The following is a 20,694-nucleotide window of genomic DNA, read 5'->3' on the forward strand; positions in this document are numbered from 1 at the left end:
TCTTCATTTGAGAGAATAAGGACGTTAACAATGCGAAAAACCCTCGTTCATACGGCAATTGCATTGGTATTGGCGAGCCCAGTATCGGCCTATGCGATTGACTGTACAGCTTTTCCTGTCTGGGCAAGTGGAACTCCATATAACGGAGGGACACAAGTACAGTATCTAGATCATGCCTATCAGGCGAATTGGTGGAACCAGGATAAGGATCCCGTTCAGTATTCTGATCCCTACGAAGAATGGTCTTTGCTGGGTGTGTGTGATGCACCAGACGGTAATCAGCCCCCGACACTGACTTTGACGTCACCGTTGAATAATGCCCAGTTTGGTGTCAACGAAGCCATTGCTTTGACCGCCAATGCGGCGGACAGTGATGGTCAGGTGATTGACGTTACATTTAAAGTGGACGGCAATACCGTAGGCATTGATGATACCGCCCCATACTCAGTGCTGTGGAATACGGTAGAAGGTAGTCATTCTGTCTCCGTTGTGGCGACCGATGATAAAGGGGCGAGCCGAACTGATTCCGTGACAATCACCGTGGTGGCCGAAGGTAACAACCAACCCCCTAGTGTGGCACTGACGAATCCGACGACCGTTTCACAAATCAAGGAAGGTGACCTTGTCACTCTAAGCGCTGATGCCTCGGATCAGGATGGCGCAGTGACTTCCGTTGAATTTTATGTGGATGATCAACTGGTGGGGACAGCAAGTTCCTCGCCCTTTGAATCTGTCTGGTCTGCAACCGCGGGCAGCCACGAATTTAAATCAAAAGCCACAGACGATCATGGTACTGTGACCTGGAGCTCAGTGGTTACTGTTGCGGTTTCCGGTGCTACCGGTGGCGGCTGTGCTGGCGTACCTGTCTATCAGGCTGGCACCAGTTATCAGGTGGGTGATCTGGTTCAAAGTGCAAATTACAAATATCGCTGTGATGTGGCTGGCTGGTGTTCGTCAGATTCGGCCTGGGCCTACGAACCGGGAACCGGCCTTTATTGGACCGATGCCTGGACAGAGCAGGGAATCTGTGCGGTTGTGCCGACTGTCACCTTTAGCTCTCCGTCCGATAATGCAACCGTGCTAAATGGTGACGTTGTCACACTGACGGTGGACGCAACAGATGCCGATGGCTCGGTGTCGCAAGTGGAATTCTTTGCGGCTGGACAAAGCTTAGGCATCGATACGGCAGCGCCTTACAGTGTTACATGGACAGCAACAGGAACAGGGTCTGTCAGTTTGTCGGCTGTGGCAACAGATAATGAAGACAATCAGGGCAGCGCGGGCGTTTTGGTCAATGTCAGTGACGAGCCATTGGTGGTTACCCTGACAACGCCGGCATCAGGCACTTCTGTTGGCTTAGGTAATTCTGTTGTTGTGTCTGCAGATGCTGCATCACTGAACAGCACGGTGAGCAGTGTTGATTTCCTGGTCAATGGTGCAGTCGTTGCGACGGATACCAGCTCGCCATACAGCACCAACTGGACGCCAGGCGCTGTGGGGAATTACACCGTCTCTGCAAGGGCCACAGATGCAACCGGTTTGGCCGTCACGTCTGCTGCCTCTACCGTCAAGGTGCTTCAGCAGTCAGTGAAAACGCATAAGCTGATTGGTTACTGGCATAACTTTGTCAATGGCGCGGGTTGCCCTATCAATCTCAGTGAGATGTCAGATGCATGGGATATCATTGATATTGCCTTTGCTGAGAACGATCGCAACAGTACGGGCACTGTCCATTTCAATCTGTACAGTGGTGATATGCACAGCAGCTGTCCGGCACTGGATCCTCAGAAATTCAAGCAGGATATGGCCGCACTTCAGGCTCAGGGGAAGAAATTTGTTTTATCTCTGGGTGGCGCCGAAGGAACCATTACCCTCAATACGGATTCTGATGAGCAGCATTTTGTCAGCAGCCTGACTGCGCTGATCAACGAATGGGGATTTGATGGGCTGGACATAGACCTTGAAAGCGGCTCCAATATGGTGCACGGCTCTCAGATTCAGGCTCGTTTGCCTCGTGCGCTGAAGCAGATTGAAGCGAACATGGGTGGCGATATGTACCTGACTATGGCTCCTGAACATCCGTATGTGCAAGGAGGTATGGTGGCGTATTCCGGTATCTGGGGCGCTTACATTCCACTGATTGATGCACTGCGCGATACCTTGGATCTGCTGCATGTGCAGTTATATAACAATGGTGGTTTGCCAAACCCATATCTGTCAGGTGCGGCGCCAGAAGGCTCGGTGGACATGATGGTGGCACAGTCCAAAATGCTGATCGAAGGGTTCACGTTAGCCAATGGCGAGCAGTTTGCGCCACTGCGTGATGATCAGGTCGCCATAGGTCTGCCGTCCGGGCCCAGTTCTGCCAACTCAGGTCAGGCGCCGACTCAGAATATTCTGGATGCACTGGATTGCCTGACTGTCGGTACGCATTGCCAGACTGTGGTTCCTGCGTTTCATTACAGTAATTATGCCGGGGTCATGACCTGGTCAATTAACTGGGATAAACACGACGGTTATAACTTCTCCGGCCCGGTAGGTGCCAAGCTGGATGCGATGAACGCACAGTAACATAGGCCTTATGGCTTTAAATGAAATACGGGCTGCTGTTGGCAGCCCGTATTGTTTGTTGTCATACCTGACTCGTTCTCTATACGGCAATGTTTGTTTAGTAAGCTTTTACGTCCGTCACAAACCCTTTGGGCTTGAGGGCCAGAATGGAACATTTCGTGTTCTGGATAATGTCTTCGGCAGTATTTCCCATAATAAATCCGGGTATGCCCGATCGGGCAACTGTACCCATAATCAACAACTCAATACCTTCGCTTTCAATGATGTCGGGGATACACTTCTGCGGAAGACCTTTGGGGTGGAATTCTTTCACTGGTCCGCCAATGCCAGATAGCGTGATCAGCGCTTTCAGTCCATGAATATGTTTTTGTTCCGCTTCTTGGATGGATTGCTGAAGCTCTTGCTCAGGCACATGAATAAACGGGTTGCCGGCAATTTCTTCGTATGGGAAATCCCAGCAGGAAATGATGTTCAGGCTACCGTCACAGTTGTCTGCCAGTGACCGGGATAACTGGAGCAGCATCAGATCCAGATCTGTTTCTTCCTTGCTATCGTTTTCAGCGTCAATCGCCACGGCGACATGAACTTTCCTCTGTGCATGGGTAATGGGACGGCATAGCCAGACCGGGCAGGGGCACTGCCGGAGTAATTCCATATCAATTGCTTTCAATCCAGCTTCACTCTGATTGAAACTGGCAGATTTGATCACCATGTCATAATTGTCTCTGAGTACATGCTGAATAATTAAGGTGGAAGGTTTTTTGCTGCTTTCCGCCAGAATAATTGGCATCACGGACTGTTCAGACAGAGACAACGCTGATTTTGCCTGCGCAAGCTGCAGTTTCGTGTTCTCAATGAGTGCTTGTTCCCAATTACCCTGGTAATTCTCCAGCGACTCAGGTAATTCAGGATAAATAATCAGCACAGTCAGGGTGCTGTGGTGAGCTTGTGACAGGCTGAGCGCCTGTTTCAATCCATCCAATTCATCCTGCACACCATCACTGATAAAAAGCAAGTTTTCAAATCGACGCATACGCAAGATCTCCGGTGCTTACAAAGGATTACAGAGGTGTATTGTTAGCCTAGACCAAAGTATCGGGATTGATTACATCGGGTTGATAATAACCGACGGTATAAAAACTGTACTTTAACTACTTATGGTTATAACGAAACCTGCTTTCTTAGTGTGATTAGGTATTTTTATCTGCAGTGGTGCTTAAACAATAATGAGCATCAGGAAAGATAAAAGCAGTAATGACTCAGATGGAAAAGACAAAGAAATGGGTAGCACTGGTATTGCTGCTGACATTAGGCGCAACAGTGACAACGGGCGGCTGGAGCGCTTTGCTGAGTCTGATGGCTTTTTCGCTGCTATTTTATCAGGTTGCCACAAGAGCCTGGTCTGGCAAAAGGCGCAGCAGCGAACAAGAATCGGCACCGCAATGGGATACCGACTAAGCCTTTCAAGCCGCCCCGAGCAAAATAGCAAGCAATGAACCCAGGCCAATAATTAACCACAACAGTACACCCAGTAACAGTGGTTTAAAACCGGCCGCACGCAGTTTCTGTACTGTAATTCCTGCCCCAATCATAAATAAGCACACCACCAACAGGCGTTTTGAGAGGGCGAAGATCCCCTGATACAGTTCAGAAAATTGGGGGAGCCAGTGTGCCGTCAGCATAGCGACACAATAGAAGATGATGAACATTGGCACGGTGAGCTTTTTCTCTTTCCCCCGAAACATCAGCGCACTGAGAAATGCGAGCGGGATAATCCACAAGGCTCTGGCTAATTTGAGCGTGGTGGCTGTTTTCAACGCCTCATCGCCATAAGCCCCTGCAGCACCCACCACTGAGGAGGTGTCATGAATGGCAATCGCAGCCCAGACACCAAACTCATGTTGCGTCATATCCAGCAGATGGCCAACCGAGGGAAACAAGAAGAGTGCTGCTGAATTCAGGATGAAAACCGTCGCCAGTGCCAGCGAGGTCTGATGACTGTTAGCGCTGATTGCCGGAGAAACTGCCGCAATTGCGCTACCACCGCAAATTGCTGTGCCTGAAGCAATCAGATGTCCTGTTTTGCTGTCAATCTTCAGCCATCGGGTGAGTAACCATCCCATGGCTAAAGTCACGACAATGGAAGCCACAATGAGTCCTAAACCGGCCTTGCTCGCTGCAATGGCAACATCAAGCTGAATGCCAAAACCCAGGCCGATGATCGCCATCGACAGCAATTTCTTTGTGATGGCAGCGACCGGAATATCTGCAGGGACAAGTCCTAAGGTGGCGAGCGAGAAACCCAGAATCAGTGCCACCGGGGAGTTGATGAATGGCATCAGGCAAATCAGCGCACCGAGCCAGAAAAGGGGATAGCGCGTTAATTGTTGTTTCAGTAAGGCTGGTTGGAACGGCATCTTTCTACAGCACACAGAAAATGAGAGCTGAAGTATACCTCTTTTGATAGTGAATATGACTGAAAATTTCAGTATGAAAGGCGTGTTATCTGTTCGGGGTGACTGAATGGTATGCTGAAACTATGCTTACTTTTTGACCCACAGGCCGCTTGGGCTTTGATAAAAATGGCCGCTTTCGGTTTTTTCTATCGCTTTTTTGTAAGCGAGGCGGCTGACTTCGGGCAAAGTCAGCCCGTGTGAAACGGCGATACGCTGGTAACTTTCTTTTCGTTCACTGTTTACAGTTTGAATCAGCTGGCGTACTTCCGCTGAAGGTGACGGTGCCAAAGCGGCGATGAAGCCATTGTTTGCTTCACCGACTAAGCCTTGTGCTTTCGCTTGTTGTAAATCGAGCGCGAATGCATGTGCGCAAAACAGCAACATTGCCAGATAAGTCAGTATGCGTTTCATAACAGGCGCTCCGCCTTGTCAGAAGACATCATCGTCACTGAAAAGATCATCGATTTCCTTATCCACTTTAATCCTGATTTCATGTTCAATTTTCACGTTCAGATTGACTTCTATCGGCTTGTCAGACGCCGCAACCTGTACTGTAGGTGTGCATCCGACCAAACCAGAAATCATTAATAAGAATATCACTGCGAAACAGCCTGTCATACAGTAATACTTAAACTGAATATCCATGGGCGTCGACCTTTTCAAGTCATTTGCAATAAATTCAGCGCAAAAGTCTAATTTTCAAGACCAAGTTGCTTCACAAAAATCCGCTCAAACTGAGATGTATTGATCGTGTTGAGCGTTTTGATCAGTGCTGGTATATCATCTTCAATGTTCAGATTGATGTTGACCGATCTTCCATTCTGAAAGTGAGGATTCCGGCCTTTGAACCTGGCACTAGCATTTAATTGACCCTCTTTGGAATAGTCTATATCAACCGCAAGAGAGTCGTATTGATAATTTCTGAGAATCCTGGTGATCACTTTGAGGTTGTTTTCGCCTCCGGCGCTGACGTTATCATCGATACTTGCCCCTTCTTTATATCTCAGAACACCACCCGGACTTCTTGAAAATAAAGCACCTTTTTCAATGACGGGATTTCCGTTCACAATGCGGATCGGCAGTAATCCATCCAGTGAACCCGTCAGCTCCACATCTTCAGGGTTAAATAAATCCATTAATTTCTTAAGATTGAGACGTTGGATACGCAAGGGAATCTCGTCAATATTGGTCAAAGAATGGCTCACTACATTGCGGGTACTTAAGTGGCCATCAAGCACGTTGGCGGTTGCTCTGTGCAGTGTATAGAGAGGCTCACCGGTGTTGAAATGAATGCTGGCCGTTACATCGCTAAACAAGGTGCCGAAATGTAACCAACTGGCGTGAACTGTCAGCGGCTGACGGCTCCGGATCGTATTGTTGGTTATCGAACTGGTCAATGACACGTTCAGATCGGCAAAGTGGGTGTCTTTGATATGCCCGCTTAAATGTGTTGTGAAGATATCCAGCGTGCCAGACCAGAGAGCATTCTTATAGTTCAGATCCGCGCGGAGACTCACGCTGCCATTGTGCAGATCTGCACTGACAGGTAACGGCGCGAGATAGTGCTTCTTAAGGCTCTGCTTTGCGGAAAAAACAATGGGCTTTTGTGCTATCTGAATACGGCTGATCTGACTTTTCCATTCCTGAGTAAATGAAAAATCTAACCAGGGCTGACTTTGCGCAGTACTCAGCAGACCAGTTATTGCGAGTGCATCTGAATTGAGGGTCAGTTTTCCCTGGTTGCGGATGACTGGCAGCGCCTGATGATTCAGGCTGAGCGCCAGTTGTGTCGAATAATCGCTGGAGAGCATGCCTGCCTGTGTGTTTTTCTCTGCCCTTAAGCCGTTTAACGTGATCGTGAGATGACCATCAACTTGCTGCGCGGGGAGAGAGCGTTGATCTTTTCTCGATTCAGTGTCTGCAGTCATCGTGCGTAAACTGCTCAATGCCGCATTCAGTGTGGCTGGCGATTCACCGATCATGCGTAACCCAACTTGCGATGAATTCACTGGCGCTGATGAAAAGAGATTGTCCAGCTGAATGACTGTGTCGGGTATATTTAGGCGAACCTGACTTAACTTGTTTTGCTTTTGATCAGCATAGTCAGGCAAAGCGATCGTTTCTGCGCTGATCCGGGTGTTTTCCAGATTCAGTTTGAGTGCGTTGCCAGTGCTTTGTATGTCGATGTGCTGAGATAACTGCAGATGACTGATGTTGAGTGGGTCAAGTTCAAGAAGAGGTGCCTGCGCGGTAAGCGTATTGGTGCCGTGGCATTGAGGCAGGGCGGCCTCTGTCTGCTGCGCCGGAATTGTGAATGACGCATGGCAAGAAAGGGTATTTATCACGAGTTGTCCCTGCGCACCCGGATTGGCGATGTTTATGTCTAACTGTTCCGGGGTTGTTAATCTGAGCTGTGCCTGTTGCTGATCAAACGACAGTGCCCATGTCCAGATACCGTCATGGTTGAACGCAATGGTACTAAAATCGTTTGGCCCGCTGGGCTGATGTGAGCGGGGGAATCTGAATTGCATGCTGCCGGGCGTTTTTATCTCAATCGCATAGTGCCATACCGGCGAGTGCGAATCCGGGACGGAGGCTGAATCCGGCTGGTGATCTTTTTCCTCTGGCTGCTTTTTCTTTGGTTGCTTTTTCTCAGGTTGATTTTTTTGGGGTTGATTCGTTTCTGTTAGCTTTGCCACAAAGGCAGCCTGCTGCAAATTTGGATCAGGCAGTGCAATCGACTGGACAGCGAAATAATTCAGCACTTTAGTCACGTTGTCACTTTTACAGTTAAGCGACTGTGGCATGTCTGACGTCAATTCCCAGCTGGCATGACAGCTCACTAAATCAGCGTCAGAAGAACTTGTTTGCTCTGCATCAGTGAGCTGTACAGTAAAAACAGCCGGTTTGTTTTCAGAAGCCATCAAGTGGCTGGTTACCGGTAAGAACGTATTCTTGGCCGCTTTCACTTTCCCCGTTAATTCAAACCGTGTGTTTTCTGTCTGTCGCTGAAAAATAAATCTGGCCTGCGACAGGTAATCGACGATCGTCATCGATGCGACTTCAACGTGTTTCACCGGAGCAAGAAATAGCAGGCGGGTCATTTGTCCAATGTTGGGAAAGTTGATTGATGCAGGGGCTTGTTGTTGAGATAGCAATAGCGCGGGATTCCAGCGTAACCTTTTGATGGACAGTTCAAGTGAGTGTTGTGGTGATAATAAATCGACAGCCAGGGTTAATTGGCCGATCTCATCCCGGTCAGATTCGTCTGAAGATGCTGCTGCTGACTCGATGTGATCAATGGAGACCGAAAGCGGCAAGCTGTTATCCTCAGCCGGTAACAGCGCAAACGAAAGCGCTTTAAAAGTGACAGGGCGACTCTCTGTCGTTAAAGCAGCCAAAGCAGGTAGCTGAATCTCACCACGCCCGATCGTACCACTGAGCTGAAGTTTCGGGGTCGCTGACACGCCAATGCTGATGTTCTTTAAAGACTGCGGGTAGGTTGTCTGCGATGAAGGCGCAGCCAGTATGGCATTCGCATGATCGGCGGTAATCACGAATTGTCCTTCGGTCAGTGCGCCCTGAGTCGTCAGTTTGACTTTGTCGAAAGTAATGCGGTCAGCGATGAAGCCATTTTCAAGTAACGTTCTGCGAAGTGCCGGCGGAATGACCACGGCCAGCCTGGCAGCTTCAACTCTCCAGCCGGCAGCAAGAGAGTCCTGAGGGGAGTCCGGCATGTTCGGCTGCTGTTCCCCGGTATAGCGGTGCAACAGCAAAACATTGTTCAGCACAAACTCATTCTCTTTGATCTTGAGACTCAGTTTTTTAACCGAGATGCCTTGTTGCGACAGGCTGATGCCAGAGACAGATCCTAATTGAATCCCTTCACCGGCTAACCAGAAAGTCACACCTATGGCTAAAGTGGCTAAGGCGCAGGTGGCGAATACAAAAGCCCATAGCAGACCCCGTCGAATCCGACGCAGCACACTTGAAGAAGAGGGAGCTTGCGTGCTGTCATTGTGTTTAGCTGTTGGCATAAAGGCTCAAGCGACTATGAAAAACTGATGGTGCTTTCTTTACAAGCATAAGTCCTGTCCGGCTGGAATGGGGAATATTTGGTGTAAATCATCGTTTTATGGTGGGTCAGTGCCATGTTTTTTCAGGCTGGATCGCTAGCGTGCCTGGCAAGCAATGTTTTTTTTATCGTTTTTTTATCAAGGTTCATAAAATTTACTGATGCAAATGTTATGAGTGGGGAGTGACATATGCTTTGGATGATGGCTTTTCAGCGCTTATCACTAAATCCCCTCTAAATAGGGGATTGCACAACTTATTTAAACCTGAGACAAAGAAGCTCATTACTATAAAAAACTACACAGGACGTAATTGAATGTCAGACACAGTATCTATCCCGCCGCAATCCAGACAGGGAGGTGGCATCAAGCAGCTAATCAAATCGTTAGGTCCCGGGATCATGATGGCGTCGGCCGCAGTTGGCGGATCACACTTGGTCGCATCAACCAAAGCCGGTGCCATCTACGGCTGGCAACTGGCCGCGATTATTTTGCTGGTCAACCTTTTTAAATACCCATTTTTCAGGGCTGGCATTCAATACACAATGGGAACAGGCAAAAGCCTGGTAGAAGGTTACGATGAATTAGGACGTGGCTATCTTTGGGTCTTTTCAGGGCTGAACCTGTTATCCGGTATTGTGAACACAGCAGCTCTGTTGCTGTTCAGTGCGAGCCTGCTGGGCTATTTTATGCCGGGCAATTTACCTCTGCCGGTTCTCTCTGCCATTGTGCTTGTCGCATGTCTGGCCATATTGATGGCTGGTCACTATAAAGCACTGGACGGACTGTCAAAAGTCATTATGTCGGTGTTGGTTATCGCGACCATTTCTGCGGTTGTGATAGCCGCAGGCAATGGTAGTGCTGCCCCCGCTGAGTATCAGGGCCCTTCCGCCTGGACGTTGGCTTCTTTTGGTTTCATTGTCGTGATGATGGGCTGGATGCCGGCCCCGATAGAAATTTCATGCCTGACATCACTCTGGCTGAAAAGTCAGCGTAAGGAGCAAACAGTGACAACGCGTTCGGCGTTGTTTGACTTCAACGTAGGTTACATTGGCACGGCAATTCTGGCGGTTGTGTTTCTTTCACTAGGTGCCTTGGTGCTCTACGGAACGGGTACTGAACTGAAAGCGTCAGGAATCGGGTTCTCTCATCAGTTAGTGAGCATGTATGCGTCGACGATAGGTGAGTGGTCTCGTTACCTGATCGCGGTGATTGCATTCTTCTGTATTTTTGGCAGTACGATTACCGTTATTGACGGCTATTCTCGCGCGCTTGCTGAAGCACAACTGGTCATTCAGGAAAAACCACTGGAGCAAAACAGTTATATCAATGCCTGGATGATTGTTGTCAGCGTGTGTGCGATGGCGATCATTTTGTTCTTCACCTCTGCACTGATGCCCATGATGGACTTTGCTATGATACTGGCCTTCATGACGACACCGGTCTTTGCTTATTTGAACTATCGCTTGGTGTCTACCGCATCATTGCCAGAAGATTTGAAACTGACGAAATCAATGAAAATTCTGTCATGGGCGGGTTTAACTTATCTTTACGGTTTTCTGGCCATCTTTATCTGGTGGAAATGGTTGATGTAAGCCACATTCTTGGAATCAAGTGTCAAAGCCCTCAACCGAGGGCTTTTTCTTTTGTTATGCTTTTAAAACAATATCTTGTGATCTGGATGTAATTAAATATTTCATTGAAGCTTGTAAAATAGAGTATTTGCTCTAATATGAGCAGTCATTCTTGAGGTCATTAAGGATATATGATGAATGTAAGGCCGACTCTGGCTAAACCCATCACCCTGGCGCTGCTGATAAGTTCCGTGTGTTTTCCTGTGAAAGCAGCGACTGTCAGTTTCGACGATGCGTGGCGAATGGTTCGAAACCATAACGATGAACTTGCGGCAGAAAAAAGCAATGTCGAAAAGGCTGAATACCTGCAAGAGGCGTCTAAAGCACTGTCTTTACCCAGAGTCACGGTGTCCGCCAACTATACCTATCTGGATGGTCCTATTGAAATTGCGCCTTCTGATTTGATTGCGAGCACCCCAGCCGGGCGGAGCCACGCAAACAGTTTAGGAGGTCTTGCCCAGCTCATGGGGATGACCCCGGGGCAGTTCGACAAAATGTTTACCTCACAGCTGACCGACAGAGATATTCTGACCAGTTCAGTGCGCGCGATCTGGCCGGTATTTCTCGGGGGAAGAGTGATGGCGGCTCAGGACATCGCGAAAGGTAAAACCCAGGAAGCCAGGTATATGCTCGAGATGAAAGAGCATGCCAAATTTGAAGATCTGTCGACCTATTATTTTGGTGTGGTGCTCGCGCAACAAGTGCTGGACACGCGTTTGGAAGCAGAGCGTGGGTTGGAAAAGCATTACAACAATGCCCTGAAGCTAGAATCGCAGGGACAGATAGCCAAAGTCGAACGTTTGCAAGCACAGTCGTCTTTTGATAAAGCCCGCGTTGAGCGTCTTAAAGCCCAACGCGATCTGGAAATTGCACAAGTTGCTCTGACACGCTTACTGAAATTACAAACTCCCGCCATACCTTCAACGTCCTTGTTCGTGAATGAAGGGCTACCGGCAATGAATTCCTTTATTGATAAAACCCTGAGTGATTACCCCGGTCTGCATATTCTTGATGCAAAGAAAACACAGGCGAGCGGCGTGTTAGATGCAGAAAAGGGCAAATACTACCCGGAAGTTTTTCTGTACTGGAATTACAACCTTTATGAAGAAGATACGCTGGCAGCGAAAACAACGCCGGACTGGGCTGTAGGTGTAGGTGTCAGTATACCGCTGCTCGACTCTTCAGGCCGCTCAGACAAAGTAAAAGCGGCTCACAGTGCAATGACACAGGTGAATTACCTGCGCGCTCAGGCAGAGCAGGATCTGAGCGTACTGGTTGAGAAAACATACCGGGAAGCTTCTCAGGCACTGGAAGAATATGACGGACTGGCCTCCAGTATTGCACTGGCCGAGGAAAGTGTGGCGTTACGCGAGAAAGCATTCAGTCAGGGCCTGTCGACATCTCTGGATGTTGTCGATGCCGAATTGTATCTGGCGAGTGTAAAAACGCAGCGCTTCGCAGCGGCATATCACTATGTCACAGCATTGTCGCGATTACTGGCTGTCAGTGGTGATATCAATACCTTCGACCAATATGAAAATTACAAAGGACTTAAGGTTAACTGAAATGAGTAAGTTCAAAACTCTTGCCGTGGTATTACCCGCTGCTGCGCTGGCCACTTGGCTGGGATACCGATTCTGGAACGCGTATCAGCCTGCTGCCGAGCGTTTGCAGGGACAGATTGAAGCTCAGCAATACAATATCTCCTCGAAAGTGGCCGGCCGAATTGATCAGGTGCTGGTGCGTAAAGGGGATAAAGTCACCGAAGGGCAATTGATCTTTACCTTACTGAGCCCTGAAATTGACGCCAAACTCGAGCAGGCGAAAGCCAGTCAGCAGGCCGCCGGGGCTCTGGCAGACGAAGCGCAAAACGGCGCACGTGCTCAGGAAATCTCGGCTGCCAGCGACCAGTGGCAAAAAGCCAAAGCGGCTGCAGCGCTTGGTGAGAAAACCTATCGCCGGATCAATAACCTTTATCGTGACGGCGTTGTCGCAGAGCAGAAAAGAGATGAGGCCTACACCCAGTGGCAAGCGGCCCGCTATACAGAGCAAGCCGCTTATCAGATGTTTGAAATGGCCAAAGAAGGGGCACGGGAAGAGACCAAACGCGCCGCGCAGGAAAAGGAGCGTATGGCTGCCGGTGCTGTCGCAGAAGTCGAAGCCTATGCGGCGGATACGAAGATCGCCAGCTGGCATGATGGCGAAGTCAGTCAGATCCTGCTTCATGGTGGCGAATTAGCACCACAAGGCTTTCCGGTGGTCAGTATCATCGATATGGATGACGCTTGGGCGGTATTTCATGTCCGGGAAGACAGGCTGGCCGATTTTTCCAAGGGCACTGAGTTTGAAGCCAAGGTGCCGGCTTTGGGGGATCAAACGATTCGCTTCACTGTGACGCATGTTTCCGTCATGGGAGATTTTGCGACATGGCGGGCAACAGATACCCAACAAGGTTTCGATATGCGCACTTTTGAAGTCGAAGCGCGTCCGCTGCAGCCCGTTGACGGATTGCGTGTCGGTATGAGCGTGTTGGTTGAGCGCTGATATGTGGTTCAACACAATGCAGCGAGAGTGGCAGATCATCCGTCAGGAACCCTGGCTGAAGGCGATGCTGATCTTTTTGCCTTTAAGCCTGTTTGTGCTGATGTGGTGGATATTCTCGCAAGGGATCGCGCGCGATCTGCCTGTCGGTGTCGTTGATCTGGATCATAGCCGTTTGTCTCGCGGATTGATCCGATACTACGATGCCAGCCCGACCTTGTCGGTTGCCCGGCAATTCAGCGAGGTTGAAGCGGGCACAGCGTTCATGCGCAACGGTGAAATTTATGCGCTGGTGGTGATTCCTGATTCTCTGGAAAAGGATACATTACTCGGGCGCTCTCCGTCTGTAACTGTCTTCTATAACGCCCAGTTTATTCTGATTGCCAAGCTGATAAACAGCGCTTTCGTATCGGCGCAGACGACTTATGCTGCCAGTATCGATACGGTAAGCAATATGGTGTCTGGTACGTCAGTACCGCTACAGGCACTGGGGCAGGCATTGCCAGTCCGCAATCAGATCACCCCGTTATTTAACAGTAACTCGCACTATGGGCAGTTTCTGGTCTCGGCCGCGATTCCTGCGATGTGGCAGATCTTCATTATTGCCACAACTGTGATGGCGCTGGCTGCAGAGCAGCGGCGGCAGGGTTTACTGGCCTGGCTGGGACAACATCCGGTTCAGCAGTTAGTCTGCAAGCTGATACCTTATGCGGCTGTTTTTATTCTGCAAGGTGTGTTGTTTCTGTGGGGCATGTATTCGCTGCTGGGCTGGCCTATGCACGGTAGCTGGATCATTTTGCTGGTGGCGCAGTGTTTGATGGTCATTGCTTGTCAGAGTGTGGCCGTGCTGTTCTTTTTCCTTGCGATGGATGTCACCCGGGCAATGAGCTTCGTGGCCGGGTTTTCAGCACCGGCGTTTGCTTTTATGGGAATAACTTTTCCCGCGACAGACATGCCAGCCATTGCGACAGGCTGGCGGGCGCTGTTGCCTGTCAGTCATTACATTGAAATTCAGGTCCAGCAGGTGAACTATGGTACCGGCTTAGTGCAAGCGATGCCTCAGATGATGGCGCTTATGGTATTTCTGCTGGCTATGGGGTTAGGGGTGCTGAAAATGCTTGTCTGGCGTAAGCGCCAACCGGAGGGCGGGGTATGAGCTGGCGTCAATTGTTTCTGAGTGAATTGAAAGCCGTGTTCACCAATCCGGCGATCATTTTCACTGTGTTTGGCGGTGTATTAATGTACTCGCTCATTTATCCTTTGCCTTATTCAAACCAGCTTCCGCGCGAGCAGCAAATTGCGGTTGTTAATCTCGACAACAGTGCGGTGAGCCGTACGCTGATCCGCATGGTGGATGCGACACCTCAAGTCGCTGTGACGAAAACAGCCGCAAGTATCGAAGAAGCAAAACACTGGATTCAGGCACAAGAGGTGAAAGGGATGCTCGTGATCCCTGAGCACTTTTACCGCGATCTCCTGTTAGGCATCAGTCCGACTGTGTCTTTTGCCGGTGATGCGGCGCTGTTTCTGGTTTACGGTACCGTTATTGAAGGGCTGGCAACCGCAACAGGAACGCTCAGTGCGGAAGCAAAAGTGGCCCGTATGATTTTCGAAGGCGATAACCTGTCTTTAGCTTCGCAGCAGTACACGTCGCTCAAACTCAATATGCGGCCGGTCTTCAACCCGACAATGGGCTACATTAATTACGTTGTTCCGGCAGTGTTCGTACTGATACTCCATCAGACACTGCTGATTGGCTCTGCATTGGTTGGTGCGGCTCAGAATGAAATGCATCGTTCTTCGGGGCCGGGTTATTGGCATACCTGTTCACCCTGGCGAATGATTTTTATACGGATCTGCTTGTTTACCTTGATCTATCTGCCTCTGGCTGCTTATTACTTCGGGCTGAGCTTTGAGGGTTACGGTATCAGTCGTCAGGCTTCAATCGGCGATATGGTGATGCTGACCCTGCCGTTTCTGATTTCAGTATCAGCGTTAGGCATCGTCATTGGTGAGCTGATCCCCCGCAAGGAACTGGCAACGGTGATTGTGCTACTCAGCTCACTGCCTTTGGTTTTCTCGGCTGGTTTCGTCTGGCCCGTATCTGCACTGCCAGCACCAGTGTACTGGCTGGCACAATGGGTGCCTTCTACGCCAGCGATCAACGGATTTCTGCGGTTAAATCAGATGGGCGCGAGTTTTAGTCAGATCAGCACCTGGTGGTTTCAGCTTTGGGGGCTGGCTGTTTTGTATTCACTGACCGCTTTGGGTTTGGTGTACCGAAATCGCCGCCGTCGAGGACGGCTGTCTGAGGCGCCGGAAACAGTTTGAACCTGATGCATGGAGCGGTATGCACAAATAGGCATTTTCAGGTGAATGTGTTAAAACAGCCTCATCATAAATGGCTGTATTGGCACAGGGATTGAAAGTGAACCGGTTATTATCCTTTGAAGCATTGATGGTTTTAGATGCGATTGAGCGTCGTGGCAGTTTTGCTGCGGCCTCAGAAGAACTCGGCCGAGCGCCATCTTCCCTGAGTTACCAGGTTCAGAAACTGGAACAGGATCTGGATCTGGTGATCTTCGATCGCTCCGGCCATAAAGCTGCATTTACCAAAGCGGGCCGGCTGTTGCTGGACCGGGGGCGGTTGTTATTATCCGCAGCGGATGAAATGGTCTCTGATGCAACAGCGCTGGCACACGGCTGGGAGTTAGATCTGACCATTGCCTATGACGGCTTGATTCAGCTCGAGCTGATGTTTCCACTTGTAGATGCACTTGCGAAGAAAAGTAAGACCCGTCTGAAATTTCGGGAAGAAATTCTGGCCGGATGCTGGGAAGCGCTTGCGCAGGACAGAGCCGATATTCTGATTGCTCCGCCGCCAAGTGTCGCGCCACCGGAAGTGAAAATTCAGCCTCTTGGCAAAATGGATATCGTCTGGGTTGCTCATCCGGATCACCCGATACATAAACATGATAACCCGCTCGATCCTGTTATTCGTCAGCAATATCGCGGGATAGCAGTTGCCGATACCGCACGGAATCTGCCGCCGATAACCCACAATATTCTTGAAGAGCAGCCGTTACTCACAGTGTCCAGCATGAATGACAAGTTGAATGCCTTACGTGCCGGCCTTGGTGTTGCGACGATTCCCAGTTTTTTCATTCAGGATGATTTAGCGACAGGGAAACTGGCCATGGTGGGAGATAACCCAGTCAGAGAATTTGAACTGGTTCTGGCCTGGAATCGCAGCCGCATGGGTAAGGCAAAAACCTGGGCGATCAAACAACTTGAGCAATTATGGAAAAAGCACCTGAACTGATGCCCGTTTGTGCCAACGTTTTTCAATCAGATCGTGGACTGAACTGATTTTGAAAAAACAGGCTGACCATAAGCCACAGGTCAGCCTGTTTATTGTCACGCCTGAACCCACCCCTATGGCGGTGGTGATGGGTTAACCACCGGCAGAGCTGTCATCCTGTAACGCCAACAGAAGTTCTGCAGTTTTATCTTCAAAATGAATCTCGACCTGAAAGCCGCTCTTTCTGGCGAGTGACAACATTCCCTGGTTATTGGGCATGGTGATTCCGGTCAAGCGCTGTAAACCTCGTTGCTTACAATATTGAATGATGGTGTTAAGCAAGATGCTCCCCAGCCCTTGCCCCTTGAGATCCGAGCGAACCAACACCGCAAACTCTGCTTCTTCGTTGTTGGGGTCAGAAACCGCACGGCTGACACCAATAATGTCGGTTTCGGTGTGTGAATCAGGCGCAAGTCGCACCGCAATAAAGGCCATCTCACGGTCGTAATCAATCTGAGTGAGATTCGCCAATGCTTCGTGATTGAATTCACCGACTTCAGAGAAAAAACGGCTGTACAGGTCATCATGTGAAACCTGTGCAATAAAGGCTTTATGGCCGGGTTCATCTTCCGGACGAATCGGCCGCAGTAAAATCGGTGATCCGTCTTTGAGCGAAGTGAAAATTTCCAGCTCTTTTGGATAAGGCCGAATCGCCAGCCTTTGTTGTGTATCGCCATCAAAGGGGTGAATGGTCATGGAAGCATCAATCACTGTCATGTCTTCACCCGCCGCCAGCAAGGGGTGTATATCCAGCTCAATAATTTCCGGGCAATCAATGATCAGCTGCGACAGTTTCACCAGCAATTTGCAGAGTGCAGGGATATCCAGCCGATCCGGCAAACTGCGCTGTTTTATTTTACCTGTCTTCAGGGCGTTGATGACAAGATACCGCGCCAGCGCCATATTCAGCGGCGGAATAGCGACGGCGGCATCCCGATGAATATCCCACTCTGCAGCTTCATCACCAATTAAAATGACAGGCCCGAACACGGGATCGGTGTGAACGGCAATCCGTAACTCCTGCGCGCCGGAACGGTTAGCCATACGCTGCACCAGTAAGCCATCGATGCGGGCTTTCGGGTAATTGTAGGAAACACGATCCAAAATCGCCTGAGAGGCATTGGCCACCTCTGCGGCCGTTCGCAGATGCAGCATCACACCATGCACTTCAGATTTATGGCGAATATCAGGCGATCGCAACTTAACGGCAACCGGATAGCCGATCTGCTCGGCAATATGCGTGGCTTCTGCGGGATCTGACGCAATCCAGGTCGGCAGGGTATGAAAGCCATAGCTTTCCAATACCGGGCGCACTTCATGTGTTTCCAGATGACAGATGTTTTGATCGAGCAACTGATCCAATAATTGATGAACCAACCCAGGATTACTTTGGGTCTCACCGAAAGAGGACGGGGTTTCCATCAGCTGTTTCTGGTTGCGCCGGTATTCTACCAGGTGCATGAAGGCGGTGACAGCACTTTCCGGTGTTCGGTATGCAGGAAAGCCGGACTGTGTGAAAACTTGCCTGGCTTTCAATGCCTGATTCTCTCCGGCCCAGTTACTGAGAATGTTGAAATGCAGGGTACGGGGGTGTTGCTGTAGCACCCTGACCATGTGATCCGCTGTTTCTTTGCTCGGGGCGATGGCAGAAGGCGAGTGCATAATGAGCAGGGCATCAAAATCGTCGCTGTCTAACAGAATCTTGGTTGCCGCTTCATAACGGGCGATATCGGCATCCCCGACGATATCAATCGGGTTAGATTGAGACCAGCTTGCCGGCAATACTGCCGAAAGTTTAGCGATAGTCTCCTGGCTCAGTGTCGCGAGTTTACCGCCACGTTCACTGAGGGCATCAACGGCCATTATCGCAGGGCCACCACCATTGGTCAGAATCGCTAAACGTTCGCCTCGCAAAGGCACTGCGTGAGCCAGTGTCTCCACAGCCGCAAACAGGTCGTGGGTGTTGTGTACCCGCAGCATCCCCGATCGTTTGATAGCGGCATCATAAACGGCATCCAGGCCGATTTCTCCACCGGTATGAAGGTGAGCAGCGGCACTGCCAATTTTTGTCCGTCCACTTTTCAGCACCAGTATGCGACGGGTCCGTGCTGCCGCTCGTGCGGCGGACATGAAGCGTCGAGCATCACGGATTGAGTCGATATACAGCAAGATGGCTTGTGTTTTACTGTCACGGCATAAGGTATCTAACAGTTCAGCGAAACCAATATCGCAGGTATCTCCCAGCGAAATAAAGGTCGAAAAGCCGATATTCTTGTTCTTGGCCCAGTCCAGAATTGTGGTACAGACCGCCGCAGACTGTGAAATGAAGGCAATATTACCTTTGTTGGCGGATACTGGTGAGAAAGACGCATTGAGATTATGCCAGGGTAATATCATCCCCATACTGTTTGGACCGATAAGTCGCATCCCGTACTGTCTGGCTGTTTCATACATGCGCATGTCTTTTGTGACACCGTCACTATCGGGGTCTATGTTCATTCCAGCCGCTAATACGATGGCCAGTTTGACGCCTTTGCGGCCTAATTGATCGATAATACTGATGTTTCTGTCACTATTGGTGCACAAAATGGCCAGGTCAGGCACGCGAGGCAGACTATCGATGTCTGGATAGGCTAACACCCCTGCAACAGCGTCATATTTTGGGGTTACTGGCATGATGGGCCCATGAAAATTACCGGACAACAGGTTTTTGATAACCACATAACCGGCACGCTTGGGATTATCCGATGCGCCGATAATGGCGACAGAACGTGGCTTCAGTAGTGACTCGAGTCCTTTCATGGCATTTTCTCTCAGTATTTCGTAAAGAAGTAACACTCAGCGGCAGACAATCATTTTTCTCGCTTGGTTGCATGATGGGGTAGCTTTTCATTCACTGCTGTGAGTGTAATGGAACCCATTCGACATTGTTGGAAAAAGAAGAAGGTGCCGTACTCCATTCTGAGTACTTTTATATTGCACAATTTCATTAAAAACTGGAATTTACATAAAAAATCAATCTATTATTGAGATAACTTTGAACCTGTGACGTAACGCCAATTCTATCGCATACAGAGTGATGCAAGCTTGATTGGCATCAGGTCGGGGTGCAGAATCTTTTTAAAGACAAATTTGATCAGGCACGATGATAATGAAAAAAATTGCCTTAATGGTTGCAATTACATCAGCTTTAGCAGGCTGTGCGCTAGATAATGAACGTCAGACAATGAATGGCACTGTGGTTCCAACATTGGATGAGCAGGAACAAGCGGCAATGACCGTAGAACAGGGCGCAACGGCTGAGCCGATGGCGGTTGAGCAATTGAATGAACCCATTCCGCCGCTGAACCCAGTGGATATAGCAATTACAGATGAAGTTGTCCCCCTTGATCAGGAGATTGCCCCCGTAGACGCCCCGGCAGCTTCTCAAGAAAAATCAGTAGCTGCAATCGCACAATCTGAGCCAATGACGGGCTCTGTCGCGGCTGCTGCTCAAACCAACAAGTCACAAACGGAAAAAGTCAGCTATGAATACGTGACGGAACCTGTCTCGGGTTTCACCGTTCAGGTGCTGGGTGTCAGTAAAAACAGTGGTTTTGCTTCATACATTGCCAAGTTGCCAGGGCAGCAACCTGTGTGGGTGAATCAGAAAACCTTCCATGAAAAGCCTTGGTACACGTTACTTTACGGACACTTTGATACCGTTCAGCAAGCCCAGGCTGCCATCAAAGATTTGCCTGCAGAAATCCGTTCATTCGGTCCCTTTGTCCGTAGTCTGGCCAAGATTCATCAGTCACCTGAGCCTAAGCTGACCAAGATAAACTAATACACCCGATAAGCTCTTCCCTGGAAGAGCTTATTTTTTGCATCGTTGACCGCTTTCGCGGCAGGGAATCAGGCCAATCGCTTGATGCCTGCTAGATAAGATGCAATAGTTGATGCCCTGAAGGCTGCCGGGGGCGCTTTGTAATATCATCTTTCAGAACCGATGAAACCCGGTGGTGCAAACAAATTTCGGCCTGCCATGATCGGCAGGTTAAGTTTTACAAGGGATCAAA

The 20,694-nt window shown here is 49.6% G+C and carries 15 protein-coding genes; 9 read left to right on the forward strand and 6 right to left on the reverse strand.

The window, feature by feature from the left end; all coding sequences use genetic code 11:
* The first annotated feature begins 30 nt into the window (after positions 1–30).
* Positions 31–2,571, forward strand: a complete 2,541-nt coding sequence (locus P4S53_RS01200) for an Ig-like domain-containing protein (RefSeq protein ID WP_337111004.1) — start codon at positions 31–33, stop codon at positions 2,569–2,571.
* Positions 2,572–2,668: 97 nt separating this feature from the next.
* Here P4S53_RS01200 and P4S53_RS01205 read toward each other — a convergent pair whose 3' ends face one another.
* Positions 2,669–3,604, reverse strand: coding sequence for a universal stress protein (locus P4S53_RS01205; RefSeq protein ID WP_337111005.1), 936 nt, complete (start codon positions 3,602–3,604; stop codon positions 2,669–2,671).
* Between the two features lie 230 nt (positions 3,605–3,834).
* Between P4S53_RS01205 and P4S53_RS01210 the strand changes: the two genes are divergently transcribed.
* Complete coding sequence (locus P4S53_RS01210) at positions 3,835–4,029, forward strand: hypothetical protein (RefSeq protein ID WP_161446550.1); 195 nt, start codon at positions 3,835–3,837, stop codon at positions 4,027–4,029.
* Positions 4,030–4,034: 5 nt separating this feature from the next.
* Here the strand turns inward: P4S53_RS01210 and P4S53_RS01215 are convergent, their stop codons facing one another.
* The 4 genes from P4S53_RS01215 to P4S53_RS01230 all read right to left on the reverse strand — a co-directional run bounded on the left by P4S53_RS01215 (position 4,035) and on the right by P4S53_RS01230 (position 9,064).
* Positions 4,035–4,988, reverse strand: coding sequence for a YeiH family protein (locus P4S53_RS01215; protein ID WP_337111006.1), 954 nt, complete (start codon positions 4,986–4,988; stop codon positions 4,035–4,037).
* A 126-nt stretch (positions 4,989–5,114) separates the two neighbouring features.
* Positions 5,115–5,438, reverse strand: a complete 324-nt coding sequence (locus P4S53_RS01220) for a YdbL family protein (RefSeq protein WP_337111007.1) — start codon at positions 5,436–5,438, stop codon at positions 5,115–5,117.
* Between the two features lie 18 nt (positions 5,439–5,456).
* Positions 5,457–5,672, reverse strand: coding sequence for a YnbE family lipoprotein (locus tag P4S53_RS01225; RefSeq protein WP_442958617.1), 216 nt, complete (start codon positions 5,670–5,672; stop codon positions 5,457–5,459).
* A gap of 47 nt (positions 5,673–5,719) precedes the next feature.
* Positions 5,720–9,064, reverse strand: coding sequence for an intermembrane phospholipid transport protein YdbH family protein (locus tag P4S53_RS01230; RefSeq protein WP_337111008.1), 3,345 nt, complete (start codon positions 9,062–9,064; stop codon positions 5,720–5,722).
* Positions 9,065–9,417: 353 nt separating this feature from the next.
* On the opposite strand from P4S53_RS01230, the gene P4S53_RS01235 reads away from it, so the two are divergent.
* From P4S53_RS01235 to P4S53_RS01260, 6 genes are all read left to right on the forward strand, one after another.
* Positions 9,418–10,695, forward strand: a complete 1,278-nt coding sequence (locus P4S53_RS01235) for an NRAMP family divalent metal transporter (RefSeq protein ID WP_337111009.1) — start codon at positions 9,418–9,420, stop codon at positions 10,693–10,695.
* Positions 10,696–10,868: 173 nt separating this feature from the next.
* Positions 10,869–12,299 (forward strand): TolC family protein, encoded by a 1,431-nt coding sequence (locus P4S53_RS01240; protein WP_337111010.1) that lies wholly within the window; start codon positions 10,869–10,871, stop codon positions 12,297–12,299.
* Position 12,300: 1 nt separating this feature from the next.
* Positions 12,301–13,278, forward strand: a complete 978-nt coding sequence (locus P4S53_RS01245) for an HlyD family secretion protein (RefSeq protein WP_337111011.1) — start codon at positions 12,301–12,303, stop codon at positions 13,276–13,278.
* 1 nt (position 13,279) lies between these two features.
* Positions 13,280–14,431, forward strand: a complete 1,152-nt coding sequence (locus P4S53_RS01250; protein ID WP_337111012.1) for an ABC transporter permease — start codon at positions 13,280–13,282, stop codon at positions 14,429–14,431.
* Positions 14,428–15,606, forward strand: coding sequence for an ABC transporter permease (locus P4S53_RS01255; protein WP_337111013.1), 1,179 nt, complete (start codon positions 14,428–14,430; stop codon positions 15,604–15,606). Before P4S53_RS01250 ends, P4S53_RS01255 begins: the two co-directional genes overlap by 4 nt.
* 70 nt (positions 15,607–15,676) lie before the next feature.
* Entirely contained in the window at positions 15,677–16,597 is a 921-nt protein-coding gene (locus P4S53_RS01260) for a LysR family transcriptional regulator (protein WP_337111014.1), read from the forward strand.
* Positions 16,598–16,729: 132 nt separating this feature from the next.
* Here P4S53_RS01260 and P4S53_RS01265 read toward each other — a convergent pair whose 3' ends face one another.
* Positions 16,730–19,438, reverse strand: a complete 2,709-nt coding sequence (locus tag P4S53_RS01265; RefSeq protein WP_337111015.1) for a bifunctional acetate--CoA ligase family protein/GNAT family N-acetyltransferase — start codon at positions 19,436–19,438, stop codon at positions 16,730–16,732.
* 349 nt (positions 19,439–19,787) lie between these two features.
* On the opposite strand from P4S53_RS01265, the gene P4S53_RS01270 reads away from it, so the two are divergent.
* A complete protein-coding gene (locus P4S53_RS01270) occupies positions 19,788–20,462 on the forward strand; it encodes an SPOR domain-containing protein (RefSeq protein WP_337111016.1) in 675 nt (224 codons plus the stop codon).
* Positions 20,463–20,694 lie beyond the last annotated feature (232 nt).

Source organism: Photobacterium sp. Hal280, assembly GCF_037162255.1.
Lineage (GTDB): Bacteria > Pseudomonadota > Gammaproteobacteria > Enterobacterales > Vibrionaceae > Photobacterium.